The sequence below is a fragment of the Gordonia terrae genome, assembly GCF_001698225.1.
Classification (GTDB): domain Bacteria; phylum Actinomycetota; class Actinomycetes; order Mycobacteriales; family Mycobacteriaceae; genus Gordonia; species Gordonia terrae.
This window is the reverse complement of sequence record NZ_CP016594.1, coordinates 427,409-443,744: the sequence shown is the minus strand read 5'-3', so window position 1 is coordinate 443,744 and position 16,336 is coordinate 427,409. Positions and strand designations below refer to the sequence as shown.

General features: G+C 66.9%; 16 protein-coding genes and 1 tRNA gene. 7 read left to right on the top strand and 10 right to left on the bottom strand.

The window, feature by feature from the left end; genetic code table 11:
• Positions 1 to 39 precede the first annotated feature (39 nt).
• The 3 genes from BCM27_RS02025 (at position 40) to BCM27_RS02015 (ending at position 2,997) form a co-directional block, all read left to right on the top strand.
• The gene (locus BCM27_RS02025) at positions 40 to 609 is read left to right on the top strand and encodes a TetR/AcrR family transcriptional regulator (protein WP_004021776.1); all 570 of its coding nucleotides are present in this window, start codon (positions 40 to 42) and stop codon (positions 607 to 609) included.
• Positions 610 to 710: 101 nt separating this feature from the next.
• The gene (locus BCM27_RS02020; protein WP_167550892.1) at positions 711 to 1,187 is read left to right on the top strand and encodes a hypothetical protein; all 477 of its coding nucleotides are present in this window, start codon (positions 711 to 713) and stop codon (positions 1,185 to 1,187) included.
• Positions 1,188 to 1,260: 73 nt separating this feature from the next.
• A complete protein-coding gene (locus BCM27_RS02015) occupies positions 1,261 to 2,997 on the top strand; it encodes a SulP family inorganic anion transporter (protein ID WP_004021778.1) in 1,737 nt (578 codons plus the stop codon).
• Positions 2,998 to 3,021: 24 nt separating this feature from the next.
• Here the strand turns inward: BCM27_RS02015 and BCM27_RS02010 are convergent, their stop codons facing one another.
• From BCM27_RS02010 to BCM27_RS01995, 4 genes are all read right to left on the bottom strand, one after another.
• Complete coding sequence (locus BCM27_RS02010; protein ID WP_004021779.1) at positions 3,022 to 4,344, bottom strand: PucR family transcriptional regulator; 1,323 nt, start codon at positions 4,342 to 4,344, stop codon at positions 3,022 to 3,024.
• Positions 4,341 to 5,762 (bottom strand): phytoene desaturase family protein, encoded by a 1,422-nt coding sequence (locus tag BCM27_RS02005; protein ID WP_004021780.1) that lies wholly within the window; start codon positions 5,760 to 5,762, stop codon positions 4,341 to 4,343. The genes BCM27_RS02010 and BCM27_RS02005 overlap by 4 nt, the downstream gene beginning before the upstream one ends.
• Positions 5,759 to 7,621 carry a DUF3556 domain-containing protein gene (locus BCM27_RS02000; RefSeq protein ID WP_004021781.1) on the bottom strand — a complete coding sequence of 621 codons (1,863 nt, stop codon included), beginning with the start codon at positions 7,619 to 7,621 and terminating at the stop codon, positions 5,759 to 5,761. Before BCM27_RS02000 ends, BCM27_RS02005 begins: the two co-directional genes overlap by 4 nt.
• A gap of 129 nt (positions 7,622 to 7,750) precedes the next feature.
• Complete coding sequence (locus tag BCM27_RS01995; RefSeq protein WP_004021782.1) at positions 7,751 to 9,217, bottom strand: class I adenylate-forming enzyme family protein; 1,467 nt, start codon at positions 9,215 to 9,217, stop codon at positions 7,751 to 7,753.
• Positions 9,218 to 9,363: 146 nt separating this feature from the next.
• Here BCM27_RS01995 and BCM27_RS01990 point away from each other — a divergent pair, with 146 nt between their 5' ends.
• The gene (locus BCM27_RS01990; RefSeq protein ID WP_004021783.1) at positions 9,364 to 10,869 is read left to right on the top strand and encodes a sigma factor-like helix-turn-helix DNA-binding protein; all 1,506 of its coding nucleotides are present in this window, start codon (positions 9,364 to 9,366) and stop codon (positions 10,867 to 10,869) included.
• Positions 10,870 to 10,886: 17 nt separating this feature from the next.
• Here BCM27_RS01990 and BCM27_RS01985 read toward each other — a convergent pair whose 3' ends face one another.
• On the bottom strand, positions 10,887 to 11,507 hold the full coding sequence (locus tag BCM27_RS01985; protein ID WP_004021784.1) for an AMP-binding protein: 621 nt from the start codon (positions 11,505 to 11,507) through the stop codon (positions 10,887 to 10,889).
• 362 nt (positions 11,508 to 11,869) lie between these two features.
• On the opposite strand from BCM27_RS01985, the gene BCM27_RS01980 reads away from it, so the two are divergent.
• Positions 11,870 to 12,538, top strand: coding sequence for an MspA family porin (locus BCM27_RS01980; protein ID WP_004021785.1), 669 nt, complete (start codon positions 11,870 to 11,872; stop codon positions 12,536 to 12,538).
• Positions 12,539 to 12,585: 47 nt separating this feature from the next.
• Positions 12,586 to 13,266, top strand: coding sequence for an MspA family porin (locus BCM27_RS01975; RefSeq protein ID WP_239450645.1), 681 nt, complete (start codon positions 12,586 to 12,588; stop codon positions 13,264 to 13,266).
• Positions 13,267 to 13,329: 63 nt separating this feature from the next.
• On the opposite strand, the gene BCM27_RS01970 is transcribed toward BCM27_RS01975, so the two are convergent.
• The 5 genes from BCM27_RS01970 to BCM27_RS01950 all read right to left on the bottom strand — a co-directional run bounded on the left by BCM27_RS01970 (position 13,330) and on the right by BCM27_RS01950 (position 15,276).
• Positions 13,330 to 13,420 (bottom strand) — tRNA-Ser (locus tag BCM27_RS01970).
• A 77-nt stretch (positions 13,421 to 13,497) separates the two neighbouring features.
• Positions 13,498 to 13,707, bottom strand: a complete 210-nt coding sequence (locus BCM27_RS01965) for a CsbD family protein (RefSeq protein WP_004021787.1) — start codon at positions 13,705 to 13,707, stop codon at positions 13,498 to 13,500.
• A 150-nt stretch (positions 13,708 to 13,857) separates the two neighbouring features.
• Entirely contained in the window at positions 13,858 to 14,127 is a 270-nt protein-coding gene (locus tag BCM27_RS01960; RefSeq protein ID WP_004021788.1) for a hypothetical protein, read from the bottom strand.
• A gap of 122 nt (positions 14,128 to 14,249) precedes the next feature.
• On the bottom strand, positions 14,250 to 14,714 hold the full coding sequence (locus BCM27_RS01955) for a nucleoside deaminase (RefSeq protein WP_004021789.1): 465 nt from the start codon (positions 14,712 to 14,714) through the stop codon (positions 14,250 to 14,252).
• 19 nt (positions 14,715 to 14,733) lie between these two features.
• Positions 14,734 to 15,276, bottom strand: coding sequence for a tRNA adenosine deaminase-associated protein (locus BCM27_RS01950; RefSeq protein WP_004021790.1), 543 nt, complete (start codon positions 15,274 to 15,276; stop codon positions 14,734 to 14,736).
• A gap of 78 nt (positions 15,277 to 15,354) precedes the next feature.
• Between BCM27_RS01950 and BCM27_RS01945 the strand changes: the two genes are divergently transcribed.
• A complete protein-coding gene (locus BCM27_RS01945; RefSeq protein ID WP_004021791.1) occupies positions 15,355 to 16,329 on the top strand; it encodes a prephenate dehydrogenase in 975 nt (324 codons plus the stop codon).
• The last annotated feature ends 7 nt before the right edge of the window (positions 16,330 to 16,336 follow it).

The following is a 16,336-nucleotide window of genomic DNA, read 5'->3' as shown; positions in this document are numbered from 1 at the left end:
TGTCATGTGACCACTCATCACGAGGCCGCACCGGCGACCGTGGACTGGACGCCGAAGGCCCGCCTCATCCTGGACGCGGCCTCCTCGCTGTTCTACGAGCGCGGGATCCATGCGGTCGGCGTCGACTCCATCGCGGAGGCGGCAGGCGTCACGAAGCGCACCCTCTACGACCGTTTCGGTTCCAAGGAACAGTTGGTGGTCGAGTACCTACGTGCCCGCAACGCCACCTGGAAGGAATTCCTCCGCTCCCGGCTCGACGCAGCCGACGCGACTCCGGGCGCGCAACTCTCCGCGGTCTTCGACGCCACGCGGGACTGGTCGGCCGACCGAGGCCACAAGGGGTGCGCGATGATCAACGCGCACGCCGAGATCAGCGATCCCGACCATCCGGCCTATCCGATCATCGTCGGGCAGAAGTACGAGCTACGGGACCTGCTCCGCTCGGTCGCGGCGAATGCCGGTGTCTCCGATGGGAACACACTGGCGCAACGGCTGTTCATCCTGCACGAGGGGGCGCTGGTGACCGCCGGCATGGGCGTCGAACCCGATGCACTCGACGCCGCTCGGGACGTCGCGCTCGAGATGCTTGCGTCGCAGCAGCCGAATTGACGAACTCTTAGCGCCAGGATCTGTTCCCCGACAACATTTCACGGAGTAGATCTGATCCGGTGACCTTGTTCGACATGCTGCCCTCACTGAAAGGTGTCACCGTGACCAGAACGTTCGAGACGACAACGTGGGGAACAACGCTGCACGCGTCGGGCACGGATGTCGTCGCCGGCGATCTCTCGCTCCGCGCAGAATCCCTGCACCGCAAGATCGCGTTCTACCTCGACACCGCGGGCCAACCGGTCTGCCAGTCCCTGTGCCCGACCTCGGTGTGGTTCCCCACCCTGGTCACCCGGATCACGTCCGCGGTTGCCGCACACGGTCGCGTCGTCGTCCAGGTCGACGCCGCTCTCCCCCTGCACTCCGCGGTGCTCGACGTCGCTTTCCCCGGCACGCACCTCGCGGGCGCCACCATGGCCGACCTCACCGTGGTCGACCTCTCCCGCCATCGTCGCACCCTGCACGCCGAGGTTCCCGCGCATCTCACGGTCACCGGCACCATCGCCCTCGCGCTGTCACCCGTGATCCCGCCGCGGACATCGGCCTCGAGAAGCGTCGCCCGGACCGTCACCGCCTGACCCGATCGAATCCGGCACGATATCCACTCGGCAAAGGCGTGCCGACGCGGCCGGGAAGGCCCATAATCGCCTGATGCAACCGGAAACGGTCTCACGGCTCCTGCCCGGGTTGGGAGTGCTCCGCGGTTACGAGAAGTCGTGGCTGAAGGGCGACATCGTCGCCGGTATCGTGCTGACGGCGTTGCTGATCCCCGCGGGTATGGGATACGCCGAAGTCGCCGGGTTGCCGCCGGTCACCGGGCTCTACGCCACGGTGATACCGCTGCTCGTGTATGCCGCCGTCGGACCGTCCCGCATCCTGGTCCTCGGCCCCGACTCGTCGCTCGCCCCGATCATCGCGGCGTCGATCATCCCGCTCGCGGCGTTCGACGAAGAACGGATCGCGCTCGCCGGCGTACTGGCCATCGAGGTCGGCCTGGTCCTGCTGATCGGCGGGTTGCTCCGGCTCGGCTTCGTCACCGATCTCCTGTCCAAGCCGATCCGTATCGGTTACCTCAACGGAATCGCACTCGTCGTCGTGCTCAGCCAACTGCCGAAGCTGTTGGGGTTCAGCGTCGACGGCGATTCCGTCATCCAGGAGGCGGTCAACATCGTCAAGGGTGTCGCGTCCGGTGAGGCCGAACTGCTCCCCTCGGCCATCGGCATCGCATGCCTCGTCCTGATCTTCGCGCTCAAGTTCTGGCGCAAGGCCATTCCCGGTGTCCTCGTCGCGGTGGTGGCCTCGATCGTCGCAGTGGCGGTGTTCGGATGGTCCGACGATCTGCCGGTCGTCGGCGCCATGCCCCGCGGGTTCCCGTCACCGTCGTTGGAAGGCGTGACCGTCGACGACGTCATCAGCCTCATCGGCCCGGCTGTCGGTATCGCACTGATCGCCTTCGCCGACACGAGTGTGCTGTCCCGGACCTTTGCTGCCCGAGCCGGCGACCAGGTCAACGGCAGCCAGGAGATGGCGGCCATCGGCACCGCCAACATCGCCACCGGGTTCCTGAGCGGGTTCGCGATCTCGGCGTCGTCGTCCCGGACCCCGGTGGCCGAACAGGCCGGGGCCAAATCGCAACTCGCCGCGGTCGTCGGGGCGCTCCTGATCGTCGTGTTCATCTTCGTCGCACCGGGAGTCACCGCCTACCTGCCGTCGGCAGCGCTGGCCGCCGTCGTGATCGCCGCGGCAATCTCGCTGATCGACATCTCCGGCGTGGTGGCGCTGTTCCGCGCCAACTGGGTCGAGGGCGCGCTGTCGATCGCCGCGTTCCTCGGTGTTGCGCTGATCGGTGTCCTGCAAGGCATCCTGGTGGCGATCGGCCTGTCGTTCATCGCCTTCGTGAATCTCGCGTGGCGTCCGTACCGGACGGAGCTGGGGCGGGTTCCGGGTCTACGCGGCTACCACGATGTGACCCGCCATCCCGACGCCGAACGCATCGACGGTGTGCTCATCATCCGGTTCGACGCACCACTCTTCTTCGCCAACGGCGGCATGTTCGACGACTACGTCCGCGGTAAGGTCCGCGAGGCGAGAACAGCGGGCCGACAACTGCACACCGTGATCATCGCGGCCGAACCCATCGTCGACATCGATGCCACCGCGGTCGACGAACTCGTCGAACTGGACGACTATCTCCGCACCCACGCCATCACACTCGTCTTCGCCGAGATGAAAGACCCGGTGCGAGACATACTTCGACGGTATGACCTGCGCGTCGACGGAAGGCCTCGGTTCGACGACACGCATTTCGCACCCACGACCGGCGCGAAGATCGACGAGATCACCGGGCAACCCCGCCGGGACATCCAGAAGTCGAACGACGGCGCCTGACACCACGACATCGGACACCGACGCTCAACGGGTGAACATCACCGGCCCGAGGAATTCGCAGACCGTCAGTGCCAGAGCGAGATCCAGGCGATCGCGGTCCGACGGGACCTCGGCGAGTGCTTTGCCGACCCGGTACTTCACCGTGTTGCGATGGAGGTTGAGTCGCTCGGCGGTGTGGAGATGGCTCTCTTTGGTGGCGAAGTACACAGACAGGGTCTCCCGCAACATGTTCGCGGTCGAGGTGTCCTCGGCGAGCCCGCCCAGGACCTCCCGGACCCAGGCCCGCGTCGACTCGAGATCCCGTGCCAGCAGGGACACCACGGCCACACCCCGGTCTCCGAATCCGATCACCCGATCCGCCGTACCACCCGGCATGGTCGCCACCGAGTAGGCGGCGCGCGCCTGCTCGTGGGTTCGCCGGAATCCTCGCGCCCCGGATGCAGGCAGTCCCACCGCGACTCGGATCCCCGCCGGCACGGTCGAGCGGACGGTGACCACGGAGGAGTCGTCGGTGATGTCCCGCCCGACCAAGGGAATCCAGGCCCAGACCGTCGAACGGTCGATCGCGGTGACGATCGGTGGTGCGCCTCCGCCCAGTCGGGTACCGAGTTCGCGGGCCGCGTGGGTGAGCGTCACCAGTTCGCGCGGTTCATCGTCGGAGGACCAGAGGATGAGCGCGACGTGCCGCCGGTCCAGTGGATAACCGGTCTCGGACTCGAAGGCCCGCTCATCGGGTTCGGCGCTGTCGAGGAACGAGTGGATGGCCGCTGATTGCACGTTGCCCTCGACCCCGAGCCACCGCCGGCGTTCATCTTCGTACGCCTCGAACACGTACAGGGAGATCCAATCGATGTAACCGGACAGCACATCGGAGATGTGCCGGGTCAACGCCATCGACTGACCCGCGTCGAGATCGAGATCCTCGACCAATCGATAACATTGGCGCATCACACTGTTCTGCCCGAGATGGTAGGCCCGGACGAGCGAGTTCGACGGCACGTCCCGTTGCGCCAGTCGCAACGCGTATTCCACCGCGGCGGTGGTCGGTTGCAGGTGCTCGATCGGGATGTCGTTCGCCAGGACGTGGATGATCGTGGAGACGTTGCCGTGCACGCTCGCCTCGAGCAACTCCACCAGCTTGGGGTCGGTGTCGAGCTGATCGATCTCCCGGGCCATCATCGCACTCAACTCGGAGACGATGTCGGACACGTTCTCCTGCAACGTCTTCGCGATCACGGCCGCCTGCTCGAGCAGTTCGGAACCGGCTGCCGCGGGAACTCCGGCGAGCCGGTCGCGCGCGGCGTCTCCCGCTGTCCACAGCGCACGGGACGATCGCGAGGCGGTCATCGTGTCGACCGTGCGTACCGTAATGCCGACTCGGCGGCATGGTACCCACACAACCCGTGGATACCAGCACCTGGCGGGCTGGCCTGGGAGCAGATGTACACACCCGGTACTCCGATCGCGTACGGATCGAGCGCCGCACGGGGCCTTAGGACCATCTGCAACCCGTCGTTCGCTCCGCCGATGATGTCGCCGCCGGCGAAGTTGGCGTTCGAGGCATGGAGTTGTTCGGTACCAGTGCTCGCGGTCGCGACGATCCGGTCACGGAATCCGGGGGCGAATCTCTCGATCTGCGCGACGATCTGCTCGGTGGCATCCCCGTCGAAGCCTCGAGGGACGTGCGCGTAGGCGTAGATCGGATTGATGCCGCCCGCACTGCGACCGGGATCGGCGATGTACTGCTGACCGAGCAGGACGAACGGCCGTGGGACCATCACACCGGCCGCTCGCTGTCGCTCGATGTGGGCGATCTCGTCGAAACTCCCACCGAGGTGCACTGTCCCGGCTCGCAGGCAATCCGGATTCGACCACGGGATGTCCCCGTCGATCGCGAAGTCGACCTTGTACGCCGACGACCCGATCCGGTGACGCCGGTACGAGCGTCGGATTCGAGCCGGCATCTCGTCGCCGAAGATCGAGAGGACCTGCGCCGGGGACAAGTCCAGCAACGTGATGTCCGCCGGCGGCAGGTCGGCACGCGAGCTCACCCGGACACCGGTCTCGATCTTGCCGCCCGAATCCCGTAGTGCGCCGACGATCGCCGCGGTGATCGCCCCTGAACCGCCTTCGGCCACCGGCCATCCGTAACGGTGTCCGCTCGCGGCGATCATCAGCCCGAGCGACGCGGTGAGCGGGCGGTCCAACCGGGAGAACAGGTGTGCCGCGATCCCGCCGTACAGCGCGCGGGCACGCTCGGTGCGAAACCAGCGCGCGATGACGGTGGCAGGCAGGACGGCTCGGGGCCCGAACGACGCCAACCGGATCGGGTGACCGGGCACGTGCATGACCGGACGGAGCAGATCGTCGCCCAGATCGTCGAAATGCCGGGCCAGATCACCGAACATCGCCTGCCAGCGCGATCCGTCGGCGCCCAACCCCGCCGCGGTGGCGCCGACCGAGCGGAACAGCAGCCCGGCCTCACCGGAATCGAGAGGATGTGCGCAGTCGGCGTCGGGCCACTTCCACACCAGCCCGTACCGTTCGAGACCGACCTCCGACCAGAACGGCGAGCCCACACCCAACGGGTGGAAGGCCGAACAATGGTCGTGGATGACACCCGGCACCGTGAGCTCGCCCGACCGGGCCCCGCCACCGACGACCTCGGCCGCCTCGAGGACCTGCACGTCGACACCGTTGCGCGCCAGGTGCAGAGCGGCGGCGAGCCCATTGGGCCCGCCGCCGACCACGACAGCTGTGGTCACTGCGGCGCCTGATCCGTCAGCCGGACCGGCGTCGCGCTTCGGTCATCGGAGCGCATCTGCGGTTCATGCACCACTTCAGGATCGGTGACGGCGCGGCGAGCGTCAACGTCGAGAGTCCAGTCGACCTGGAACGGGATGGGGCCGTTGGGCAGCCACGGCTGCTCGTTCACCGCATCCACCACCCGGTAGGTCCCGGTCTCGATGACGCCCAGCGCCGCATCGATCACCTTGAACCGCTGTGTGCCCCGGTGGATCGGCTGGGACTCGATCCAGGCCACCGTGAACTCGCCCGGCGCGAAACCGCACCGCTTCTGCAGCGCCGCGATGAGCCGTTCGTCGTGGAGATGCCCGTCACCGAAGTTGAAGGCCACCAGTGAGTTACACGAGAACTCCGCCTCCCTCAGCGTGTAGGAGTCGATGTCGGTGCCGAGATGACGGATCATCAGCGAGTACAGCGCACGCCCCTGGCTGTGCATCGAACGCCAGGCCAGCAGCTGGTGCATCACGACATCGGCCACGTCGGCCGGGTACGACGCGAGGAGCTGGGTGCGGGTGTTCTTCGCGGGCCGCACGATGTGCTGGTCGAGCTTCTCCTCGGCACCAGGCGCGAAAGCCCAGGTGGCCGACGCCCAGTTCCCCGCATACTGGCGCATCGACGGGAGGAACGAGACCAGATCGGGACGGAGGTTGCCGAGCACGGGAAAGAAGCAGAGCGCGGCGGCGATCAGCACCATCGCCCACGGCATCGACGTGTCGGTCAGCGCATAGCCGTCCCAGGCCGGGAATCCGAGGAACAGGAACACCGAGGCATAGGCGAAGAGCAGGTTCCATTCGAGCGGAACGGCCAGTGGGAACGTCGACAGGATGAAGAAGTGGAAGCACACCATGAGGACGACCGCCGCCACGGTGAGCGACTTGCTCGTCGAGACCAGCAAGACCAGTGGGGTGACGACCTCGACGATGGTGCCCAGGACGTGCCCGACGCCGCCGGCCAGCCTCGACGGCCGCATGTCCTCGGGGAAGTTGCGATAGTGCGCCCGCTTGATCTTCTTGCTCGGCAGCCACGGGGTGTTCGACAGCATCGGTGGGATCACCATCGAGAAGTGATGTCCCAGCTTGGAGATCCCGGCGCCGACCCAGACCGACACGATGAGCAGTTTGAGCGCGAGGATCATGTCGACGAAGGGCAGGAAGCCGAAGAAGATCATCGCCGGGAGGTACTGCTCGGAGCGAGCGGCGATGAAGATGACCTTGTCACGCAGGCCGATCACGACGAACAACGCGATGAGCGGGTACATCAGGACGGGGTTCACCAGTCCCTGATTGTCGGCCACCACCGAGTCCAGCGAGTTCGACACGATACCCGGGAGTGCTATCGCAACAGCAAGATTCGCGAGTATGAGCGCGTAGACCGCGATGTCGAACGCGGTGCGGGAGTCACCCTTGGTGAGGGGCACCTTGCCGGGCCATGGTGGGAGCCGGATCGTCTGTGGCCGCAGCCAGTACAGGAAGCCACCGGTCATCGGTTTGAAATGTCCGGCCAGCGGCCCCCACGACCCTCCGATGCCCAGGACCTCCACCAGCACGGTCCACAAGACCAGTTTCTGATAGACGATCGGTTGATTCCACCACTCGGTCACATGCAGCGGGTTCAGTCCGGATGTCAGCGTCGCGAGCACGATCCCGACGCCTCCGTAGAAGACGAAGACCTTCATCAGATAGATCAGATGGACCATCTTCGGTGTCCCGAAACCGTGGTCGGCCCAATGTGCTCCCAGCACGCGAATCCGGTCGAAGAACGGCCGCTGGAGAAATGTCTCCGGGTCCACCTGGGGGAAGTCTGGTTGGGTGAGTCCCATTGGTGCGCACTCCTTGTCTTGTTCTGTGTGTCGGTTGTGATGTGATGCGGGTCGGGCATTCCCGGTCTCGGCGCGCCGGCCACCGACCCGGCGCCCAGCGCGGGCGTCGAGGTCGGGTCGACGTGAGGATCAGATGGGCTGCGGACTTCGGAGACCGGATCGCAGCGCCGGTTTGTCGATCTTTCCCACCGGATTTCGCGGGAGTTGGTCGACGACCTGAATGATGCTCGGCTGCTTGACCTTTGCCAATCGACCGGCGAGGTGAGCAGCCAGCGTCTCGGCGTCCAGCGCGCGGCCCGGGTATGCGACGACGAATGCGACCGGCAACTCGCCGTAGAGCTCGTCCGGCGCGCCCACGACCGCGCACTCGAGCACGTCCGGGTGGGTCGCGAGGGCGTTCTCGATCTCCTTTGGATAGATGTTCTCCCCGCCCCGGATGATCATGTCCTTGATGCGGTCGACCAGGGTGAGGTATCCGTCCTCGTCGAGCCGGCCCACATCCCCGGTGTGCAGTCGGCCGTCGACGATGGTCGCCGCGGTGGCTTCCGGTCGATTCAGGTAGCCGCGCATGACATTCGGCCCACTGATGACCACTTCACCGATCTCACCGGTGGGCACCTCCGTGCCCTGTTCGTCGACGACTGAGATCCGCTGGCCCGGAAGCGCGGGGCCCACCGTCCCGAGTTTGCGTACTCCGACGACCGGATTGCAGGCCGACGCACAGGTGCCCTCGGTCAGGCCGTAGCCCTCGACGACAGGTATCCCGAAGGCGCCTTCGACCCGATCGAGGAGTTCCCTCGATATCGGGGCGGCGCCGCAGACCGCGAACCGGAGTGACCCGATGGCCTCGCTCGTCAGTCCGTCCTGCGACACGAGTAGCGCGTAGATTGTCGGCACGGCCGAGAAGTATGTCGGGGTGAGGCGTGCGACATCATCGAAGAACCTTGATGGCGAGAACTTTCCGGTGATGCTCAGCTGTCCGCCCGCGAGCATCGGCGCCAGGAAGCTCACGCAGATGGCGTTGACGTGGAACAGGGGCAGCACCAAGAGGGCGTGGTCGGCCTCGGTGAGACCGAAGTGCGTGACCATCGTCGACGCCATGTAGTGCAGATTGCCGTGCGACAACCGGACACCCTTTGGCTTGCCGGTGGAGCCGGACGTGTAGATGAGCAGTGCGTCGTCGTCGGCGGACGGCGATTCTGAGCCCCGCCAGTCCGCGCTCGGCCCCGTCGCCAGCTCATCCACGTCGAACCGGGCAAGTCCGGACCCCAGTTCCGCTGTGCGTGTGCCGATGACGACCCGTGCTCGCGAATCCGTCAGCTGGTACTCGGCTTCCGCGGGGGTGAATGCCGGATTGACCGGAGTGGCAACCGCACCGATCCGCCATGCCGCCATCAGCGTGACCAGCAGTTCGATCCGGTTGGGCAGAAAGGTGGCCACGACGTCCCCGCGTCGAACGCCACCCCGGCTGAGTTGTTCGGCGACACCCTCGACGCGCCGCGCGAAACCGGCGTAGTCCAGGGCGACCTCGTCATCGCGAACACACGGGGTGTCGGCGCGGTGGGTCAGATCCCATGCGAAGTACGTGCTGGTCAACGGACTTGCCTCCGAATTCGTGGTGGTCGATGTGATCCAGAACACTATGGAAGCGAGAGGCGAACGGGAACGGTCGCGGAGGCCAGACTTCCTCCGGACCTTTGTGCTCGGGGGACAATCCGATGGTGGACGAGAACGCACCACCCATGACCGCGCATGCCAGCGGACTCTCGGCGTCGGAACGGACGCCGGGCGACAGGCAGGCGCTCGACGCGGTCGCCGCCTTCGACGCCGGACTGTCCGGCCAGGAGCGGCGGGTGCTGACCGAGCGGGTCTACGCCGCCCACCCTCGAACACAGTCAGAGGTCGCCGAGATCCTCGGACTGTCCCGCGAGCGGATCACCCAGATCGATCGCTCCCTCCGAGCCCGTCTGGCCTCGTTGATAGACGCCGATCCGGTTCTCTCCGAGCTGTCGGCGATGATCGACCGGCGGGCCGCGCCGATCGCGGACGCCACTGCGCTCACCGGCGACTCGACGCTCGCCGGGTCACCGGTGGGCGACCTCGAGGCCCCGTGCTGGCGAGTGGTGGCCGCGGCGTCGGGTCTGCGCACGAGCGAGAACTGGATCATCCGGGGCAGCCTCCGAAGGGTCGCCGAGTTCACGAAGTCAGCCGTCGCGGCGGCGGCACGCCCCGGCGAGGTGCCCCCGGTAGCCGCGATCGCCGACCACCTCGGCCTGTCCGATGATTCGGCCGCACGGTGGTTGCGGCGGGCGGGATACGAAGTGCTCGACGGCCACGCGATCGCCACCCGCTCGACGACGGGGGAGATCGTCGTCGCGACGCTCGCGATACACGGCGCGCCGTTGACATTCGACGAGATTGTGGACGCGATATCGTCGATCCCGCGTGCCCACAACAGTATTCGAAACGCCCTCGCATCGGACGCACGTATCGTCAAGACCGACCGCACCCGCTATGGCCTCGCCGAGTGGGGCCTCCCACGATACGAACCGGTCCATCTGCAGATCGATGCGATTCTGTCCGACCGCGACGGCGCCGCGCCTCTCGACGACGTCATCGCGACGATCCGCGGCCGTCACGACGTCAGCGAGGCCACCATCCGTGCGTACGCCGGGGCCGGCGAGTTCCAGACCCGCGGCGGCATTGTCACCCGGCGCGAACGAACACATCGGCCCCGCCGGACGCCTGGACGGACACGCGGCCTGTACCGCGAGAACGACGTCGTGCACTGGGCGACGACGATCACTCCGGCGCAGTGTCGCGGAACAGGATTCAACATTCCCAGCGCCCTCGCCGGCGTCCTCGGCATCGGCCCCGGCACACCGGTCGTCCTCGAGACCGCGCTGGGGTCACAGACTTTCAGGTGGGCGTCGGTTCAGGCACGGACGGGTTCGATCAAACGGTTCATCGACGCACTCGAACTCACGGCCGGTTCGGCGGTCTTCCTCGACTTCGGACCGAGCACCTTCGCCGTTCGACGGGCCGAGCACTCCAGCACGTCACCCGGCAACGCCATCCTGACCCGGATCGGACGTCGCCCGGAACGCATCACCAGGTCCCGGCTCACCCGGATACTCGCGGAATCATTGTGGTTACCCGACGATTCCACTGTCGACGACATCCTCGGCCTCCTCGCCCGGCGTCGTGAGACCGACCTCGCCGACCGGGTCTCCGCCGCGCTGGGCTGAGGTATCGGGCGCATCGGTCACGGAGCGACGGGGGCACCCCACTCGGGCAGCCCGAAGGGCGCGTCGACCGCCACACATGCGCCGGCAGACGCACACGCGAGAATTCGGACCATGGTCTCGCGGGTGGCGAGATCCCCTTCCAGTCGGACACGGACACCTCGCCGCACACCGCCGTCGTCCTCGGCCATCCACTCCGCCTCGGCCACGAGGCGGCGAGCACTGTCGACAGACCCGGCTTCGAGGTCGGTGACGAGACCACCCTCCTCGCGGATCGGAGCAGCCCGTCCGAGAGCGACGAGTACGAAATCACCGGCAACCCGGTACAGCACCCGGGATGGAGCCGGCGGCACAACGGCTTCGACGAAGTCCTCGACCTCGACGCACTGGTCGATGTGGGCGAAGACGAAACCGACATCCTGAGTGCCGACCGCATTGCAGCGTGGGCCGAGGACGATCGGGACCGTCACGACGTCGGCCTCCAGCAACGAATGCCACGCGAGGACGAACTCCCAACCCGTGTGGATCGCGAGTGCCACCCGGCTCCCGGGAGTGACCCCGCAGAAGACCAGTTGCTCGGCCATCCACTCCACGGACTCATAGAAGCGTTCGAAGTCGATGACGACGTCGCCGGTGTGCACTGCGGGCAATGCACCGTGAATGTCGTGGGCTGCTCCCAGCAGCGAGCACGAAGTCGACGTCCGAGTCACACATCCCCGATGGTCAACGAGTTCGTCTGCGCTGCAGTCGAACCCGACACACAGTGCGTGAACCACAACCCGCGAACGCCGGAGGAGCCCACCGCCTTACAGAGGTTAGGCTACCTTTATTCGAGGGGTGTGTGTCAACCCCTACATAGTTTTTCACTCATCTTCTATTTAGGGTACGTTCACCTACGATCGCCACCCTGCCGCAGCTGACGGGCTCATCCCCCTGCGATGAGTTCTCGACGCAGTGCGACACCCCGTCCGCGGACGGGGAGACGAAACGAGGAGAGCACGAGATGACACAACGAACCTTGCGGGCCGTCGGACTGTCCGCACTCATCGGCGGATCGGTGACTGCCGCGCTGCTCGCCGGCGCCGCGTCGGCGGGCGCAGACGCATTCGTCCGACTTCCGGGCGGCACCGCGAAAGGTGAGGGCATCCAGATCGTCCGGTCCGAGGAGAGCGCCCGGGTCTCGGCGTCGATGGCCGCGAACGGCGTGTCCAGGACCACCTGGGTCAGCGGCCAGATCACCTTGTACGCACCACATCTCAAGCCCGCCAAGGCAGGGCCGAGTGTCGGTGCGGCCGGCGAGACGACACTACCGGGGAGCAATGGAACCGCGACGAACGGCGCCGCCGCCACACTGTCCACCGGTTACATCATCGGATGCCAGGTGAACATCAAGGGCCTCCAGGGCGGGCTGTCCGGCTCGCTGACCCCGACCGCGCCGTCGCTCTCGGGCACCCTGACCGTTCCACTTGCCGCCGGCGACGTCACGTTCGTGGTGCTGAACACCAAGAACATCGAGAAGGCCGGCACCTACCATCTCGGTTACGACGACGCCCAGATCGATGTGCAGAACTGTGGCGGGTACGCCCAGGCCCGTGCCTTCACCACGATCGAGACCACCGGCGAGGTGCACCAGAAGGTGAACCTCTACGGCAAGCCGTTCTCCATCGGCTGACCGCGAACCCGTTGACCATGACCAAGACTCGCCGAATCGGAGCTCCCATGACCGTCCCCCAGCGCCCCGCCGCGCGCACCCGGATCATCGCGGCCACAACCGCAATCGCCTGCGCGGCACTGGTGCCCGCGCTGACCGCCGCACCCGCGCAGGCCGACACCGCCGTCCAACTCCCCGGACAGTCCGTCACGAAGAAGTTGAAAGACGGTACGACGGTGACCATCACGCGCAGCAACGAATCCGCGCGGATCAACCCCTCCATGGGCGGCACGCCCCTGCATCGCAATGCATGGGTCTCCGGCAAGTACGTGGTGACCACCTCCGACAAGGCGGCGAAGATCGGCGTCGGCGCGGGTTACATCGTCGGTTGCCAGCTCACCCTCGGCGGCAACTCGAACAGCCGGGCCGGCGCGACCGCACCCGACTACGACCTCCAGAGCGCGACCACGACGGCCGAGACCGGAGCCGGCGTGACCATCGGCCCCGGCCAGGCGGTCAACTACGTCATCAACGACCGTGAGTACAAGGACGCGTTCGGTGCAGCCGGACACTCGTCGTCGATCAGCTTCGCCGGCGGCAAGGGCACCCTGGCGTACACCAACGAGACGATGATGGTGAACGGCTGTGCCGGCTACGCACAGGCCCGCTCCTACGCCAAGGTGAGCATCACGACCGACAACGTGTCGCAATCGATCGCCGTGTACGGCAAGCCGTTCAGCATGGGCTGATCCGCGGAACCGCGGCCAGAACATCGAAATGGCCCCCCACCCTTGCGAGTGGGGGGCCATTTCTGGCGGTGGCGGAGGGATTTGAACCCTCGGTACGGGGTTACCGCACACAGCATTTCGAGTGCTGCACCTTCGGCCGCTCGGACACGCCACCGCCGAAGACTGTACCGCAGAGGGGCGGTCAGACTTAAATCGGCTGGTCAGGCGAGCACCGCCGGGCGGCCGGCTGGATCAGTGGCCGGTCAGCTTGTCCTTGACGTCGTCGATCTTGCCCTTGACGGCGTCAGCGGCATCGGTGATCTTCTGCTTGCCCTGGGCCTGCGCCTGGTCACCTTTGCCCTCGTTCTTGAGGTCCTGGTTGTCGGTGAGGCTGCCGGCAGCTTCCTTGCCGCGACCCTTCAGCTCTTCGGCCTTGTTCTGTGCGTCGTCAGTGGTTCCCATGAAGCCTCCTCGATAGGGTTCGGCCCATCGGCCGAGTGGAAGAACTCGACGACGTTCGTCGCGCCACGGCTCGACGCCAACGCCGCCGCTCAGGAGCTGACTCCTGCTTCCACCGTGCCACAGGACCACGATGGTCTGCAGAACCCCAGGTCAGCGGTTGTTGAACTTCTGCGACACCTCGTTGAGCTTGTCCTTGGCGGTGGTGAACGCCTCCTGGACCTTCTCGTTCTCGGCGAGGTCGTTGAGCTTGTCCTTCGCGGTGCCCAGGGCGTCCTGCACCTGCTTGCTCTCGACGAACTCGTCGATCTTGTCGCGGGCGGTACCCAGCGCCTCCTGGACCTTGCCGCTCTCGGCGAGTTCGTTGATCTTCGCCTTCGCGGTGTCGAAGGCCGCGGTCACCTTGTCGGACGGATCGGTCATGACTACTCCTCGCGGGTCGGGGGTACTGCAGTCCAATCTGCCAGGACCGAGCGGCCACGACCACCGGACGGGACCCTGAGATCTCACCGATCTTGATGTCTCGCGACCCCGAGACGCCGCGGTCACGGATGTCGTCGGGTGGCGAAGAAGTCGACCATGAGGGCGCGGCACTCGGGTTCGAGCACGCCACCCTTCACCTGGGGCCGATGCGACAGCCGCGGGTCGCGCACGACGTCCCACAGCGAGCCGACCGCGCCCGTCTTGGGCTCCCATGCTCCGAACACGACGGCGTCGACCCGGGACAGCGTGATCGCGCCCGCGCACATGGTGCAGGGCTCGACGGTCACCGCGATCGTGCATCCGGGCAGGCGCCAGCCGTCACCGAACGCCCGCGCCGCCGCACGCAGAGCGAGCACCTCGGCGTGTGCCGTCGGATCGCCATCGGCCTCGCGGCGGTTGGCGGCGCGAGCCAGTTCGATGCCTTCCGGGTCGAACACGACCGCGCCGATGGGAACGTCGTCGGTCCCCGAGAGTGCTGCCGCGTCGAGCGCCGCACGAACCATGGCCTCCCAGGCGGGCGCACTCATCGCACGAGTTCGTGCCGACTCAGTGGCCGAGGGAGTCGAGGACCTTGCCCAGCTCGTCGGCGAAGCCGAGCCGTGCCGCGATCATGCCGAGCTGTTCGTCGGCGTAGAGATCGGTGTCGCCGACGATGATGCTCATCACCGCGTCGGGCAGTCCCAGATCGGCGAGCAACCCGAGATCCCCTTCCTCCCACGGATCGATCTGGTCGAGCTCGTCCGGATCGATGTCGGGCACCTCGACGTTCAGCGCGTCCAGCGCGTCGACCGCGATGTCGTAGTCTACGGAGGCGGTCGCGTCGGAGATCAGCAGACGCGCTCCCGTCGGGGACGGCCGCACGATGATGAAGAACTCGTCGTCGACGTCCAGAAGCCCGAACACCGCGCCCGCGGAACGCAGCTCACGCAACTGGGTTTCGGCGTCCTCGAGGTCGGAGAGCGCCGACGGTTTCATCGCGGTGACCTTCCAGCCACTCTCGTCGCGGACGACCGCCACGGCGAAACCGTCGATGTCGTCGTCCACGTCCTGCGCGTTCGACCCCGACTTCCCAAATCCGGCACCGGCCATGCAGCAAACCGTAGCCCCTATCACCGGTACTCCCAAGTCCCGGTTCACCGTGCGTGACCGGTATGGGAACGTGTCAGGGTGACTGCCGCGCCGTCGTCCCCCGCTCCCGTCCTCCCCCGACCGGTGTGCGTGCTCGGTCTCGGGCTGATCGGCGGGTCACTGCTGCGGGCCCTGCACGACGCCGGACACGACGCCTTCGGCTACAACCGGTCAACCGCGACGGTCGACGCCGCCACCGGCGACGGCTATGACGCGTCTACGGATCTCGTTGCGACACTTCAGCGCGCGGCGTCGTCGGACGCGCTGGTCGTGCTGGCGACGCCGGTGACGACCATCGAGCCGCTGGTGACCGCTCTCGCCGAACACGCCCCCGGCGTCCTGGTCACCGACGTCATCAGCGTCAAGCAGGAAGTCGCGCGCGTGCTCGCCCACCTCCACCCCGGTGGCCGGTACGTGGGCGGCCATCCGATGGCGGGAACCAGTTCGTCGGGTTGGGCAGCGACCGACGCCGCCCTCTTCGACGGGGCCATGTGGGCGGTCACCACCACCGACGACACGCCGTCGGACGACTGGCTGACGGTGGCCTCGCTGGCTGTGGCCGTCGGCTCACGTGTGGTGCCGGTGGCTCCGGACGCGCACGACCGGGCGGTCGCCGCGATCTCTCACCTGCCGCATCTGACCGCAGCGGCCACCGCCGCCGTCGGAGCCGGGGAGAGCGATCTCGCCCTGCGGCTGGCGGCGGGCAGCTTCCGCGACGGAACCCGGGTCGCCGGCACGGCACCAGCCCTGCAACGCGCGATGATCGAGGCCAACGGCATCGCGGTGCTCAACGTCCTCAGTGAGACCATCGACCGTCTCATCGCAGCGCGCGACGAACTCCGCGACCACGGCACCGTCGAAGTGCTCGTCGACGACGGGCACCGCGCCCGGTCGGCCTACGAGCAGTTGCACTCCGGAACCGCTGAGGTCATCAGCGGGGTGACCGTCGGCGACGACGGCTGGCAGCAAGAACTGCGTCGTCAGGCCCACCAGGGCCGGGTGTGGGTGGGCTGAGGTCGGG

Coding starts and splice junctions, on each gene's coding strand:
- BCM27_RS01965 (WP_004021787.1), bottom strand. CDS start 13,707: ATGGGAACCACTGACGACGCACAGAACAAGGCCGAAGAGCTGAAGGGT.
- BCM27_RS02015 (WP_004021778.1), top strand. CDS start 1,261: ATGCAACCGGAAACGGTCTCACGGCTCCTGCCCGGGTTGGGAGTGCTC.
- BCM27_RS01955 (WP_004021789.1), bottom strand. CDS start 14,714: ATGAGTGCGCCCGCCTGGGAGGCCATGGTTCGTGCGGCGCTCGACGCG.
- BCM27_RS02000 (WP_004021781.1), bottom strand. CDS start 7,621: ATGGGACTCACCCAACCAGACTTCCCCCAGGTGGACCCGGAGACATTT.
- BCM27_RS01975 (WP_239450645.1), top strand. CDS start 12,586: ATGACCGTCCCCCAGCGCCCCGCCGCGCGCACCCGGATCATCGCGGCC.
- BCM27_RS01990 (WP_004021783.1), top strand. CDS start 9,364: ATGACCGCGCATGCCAGCGGACTCTCGGCGTCGGAACGGACGCCGGGC.
- BCM27_RS01950 (WP_004021790.1), bottom strand. CDS start 15,276: ATGGCCGGTGCCGGATTTGGGAAGTCGGGGTCGAACGCGCAGGACGTG.
- BCM27_RS01980 (WP_004021785.1), top strand. CDS start 11,870: ATGACACAACGAACCTTGCGGGCCGTCGGACTGTCCGCACTCATCGGC.
- BCM27_RS01960 (WP_004021788.1), bottom strand. CDS start 14,127: ATGACCGATCCGTCCGACAAGGTGACCGCGGCCTTCGACACCGCGAAG.
- BCM27_RS02010 (WP_004021779.1), bottom strand. CDS start 4,344: ATGACCGCCTCGCGATCGTCCCGTGCGCTGTGGACAGCGGGAGACGCC.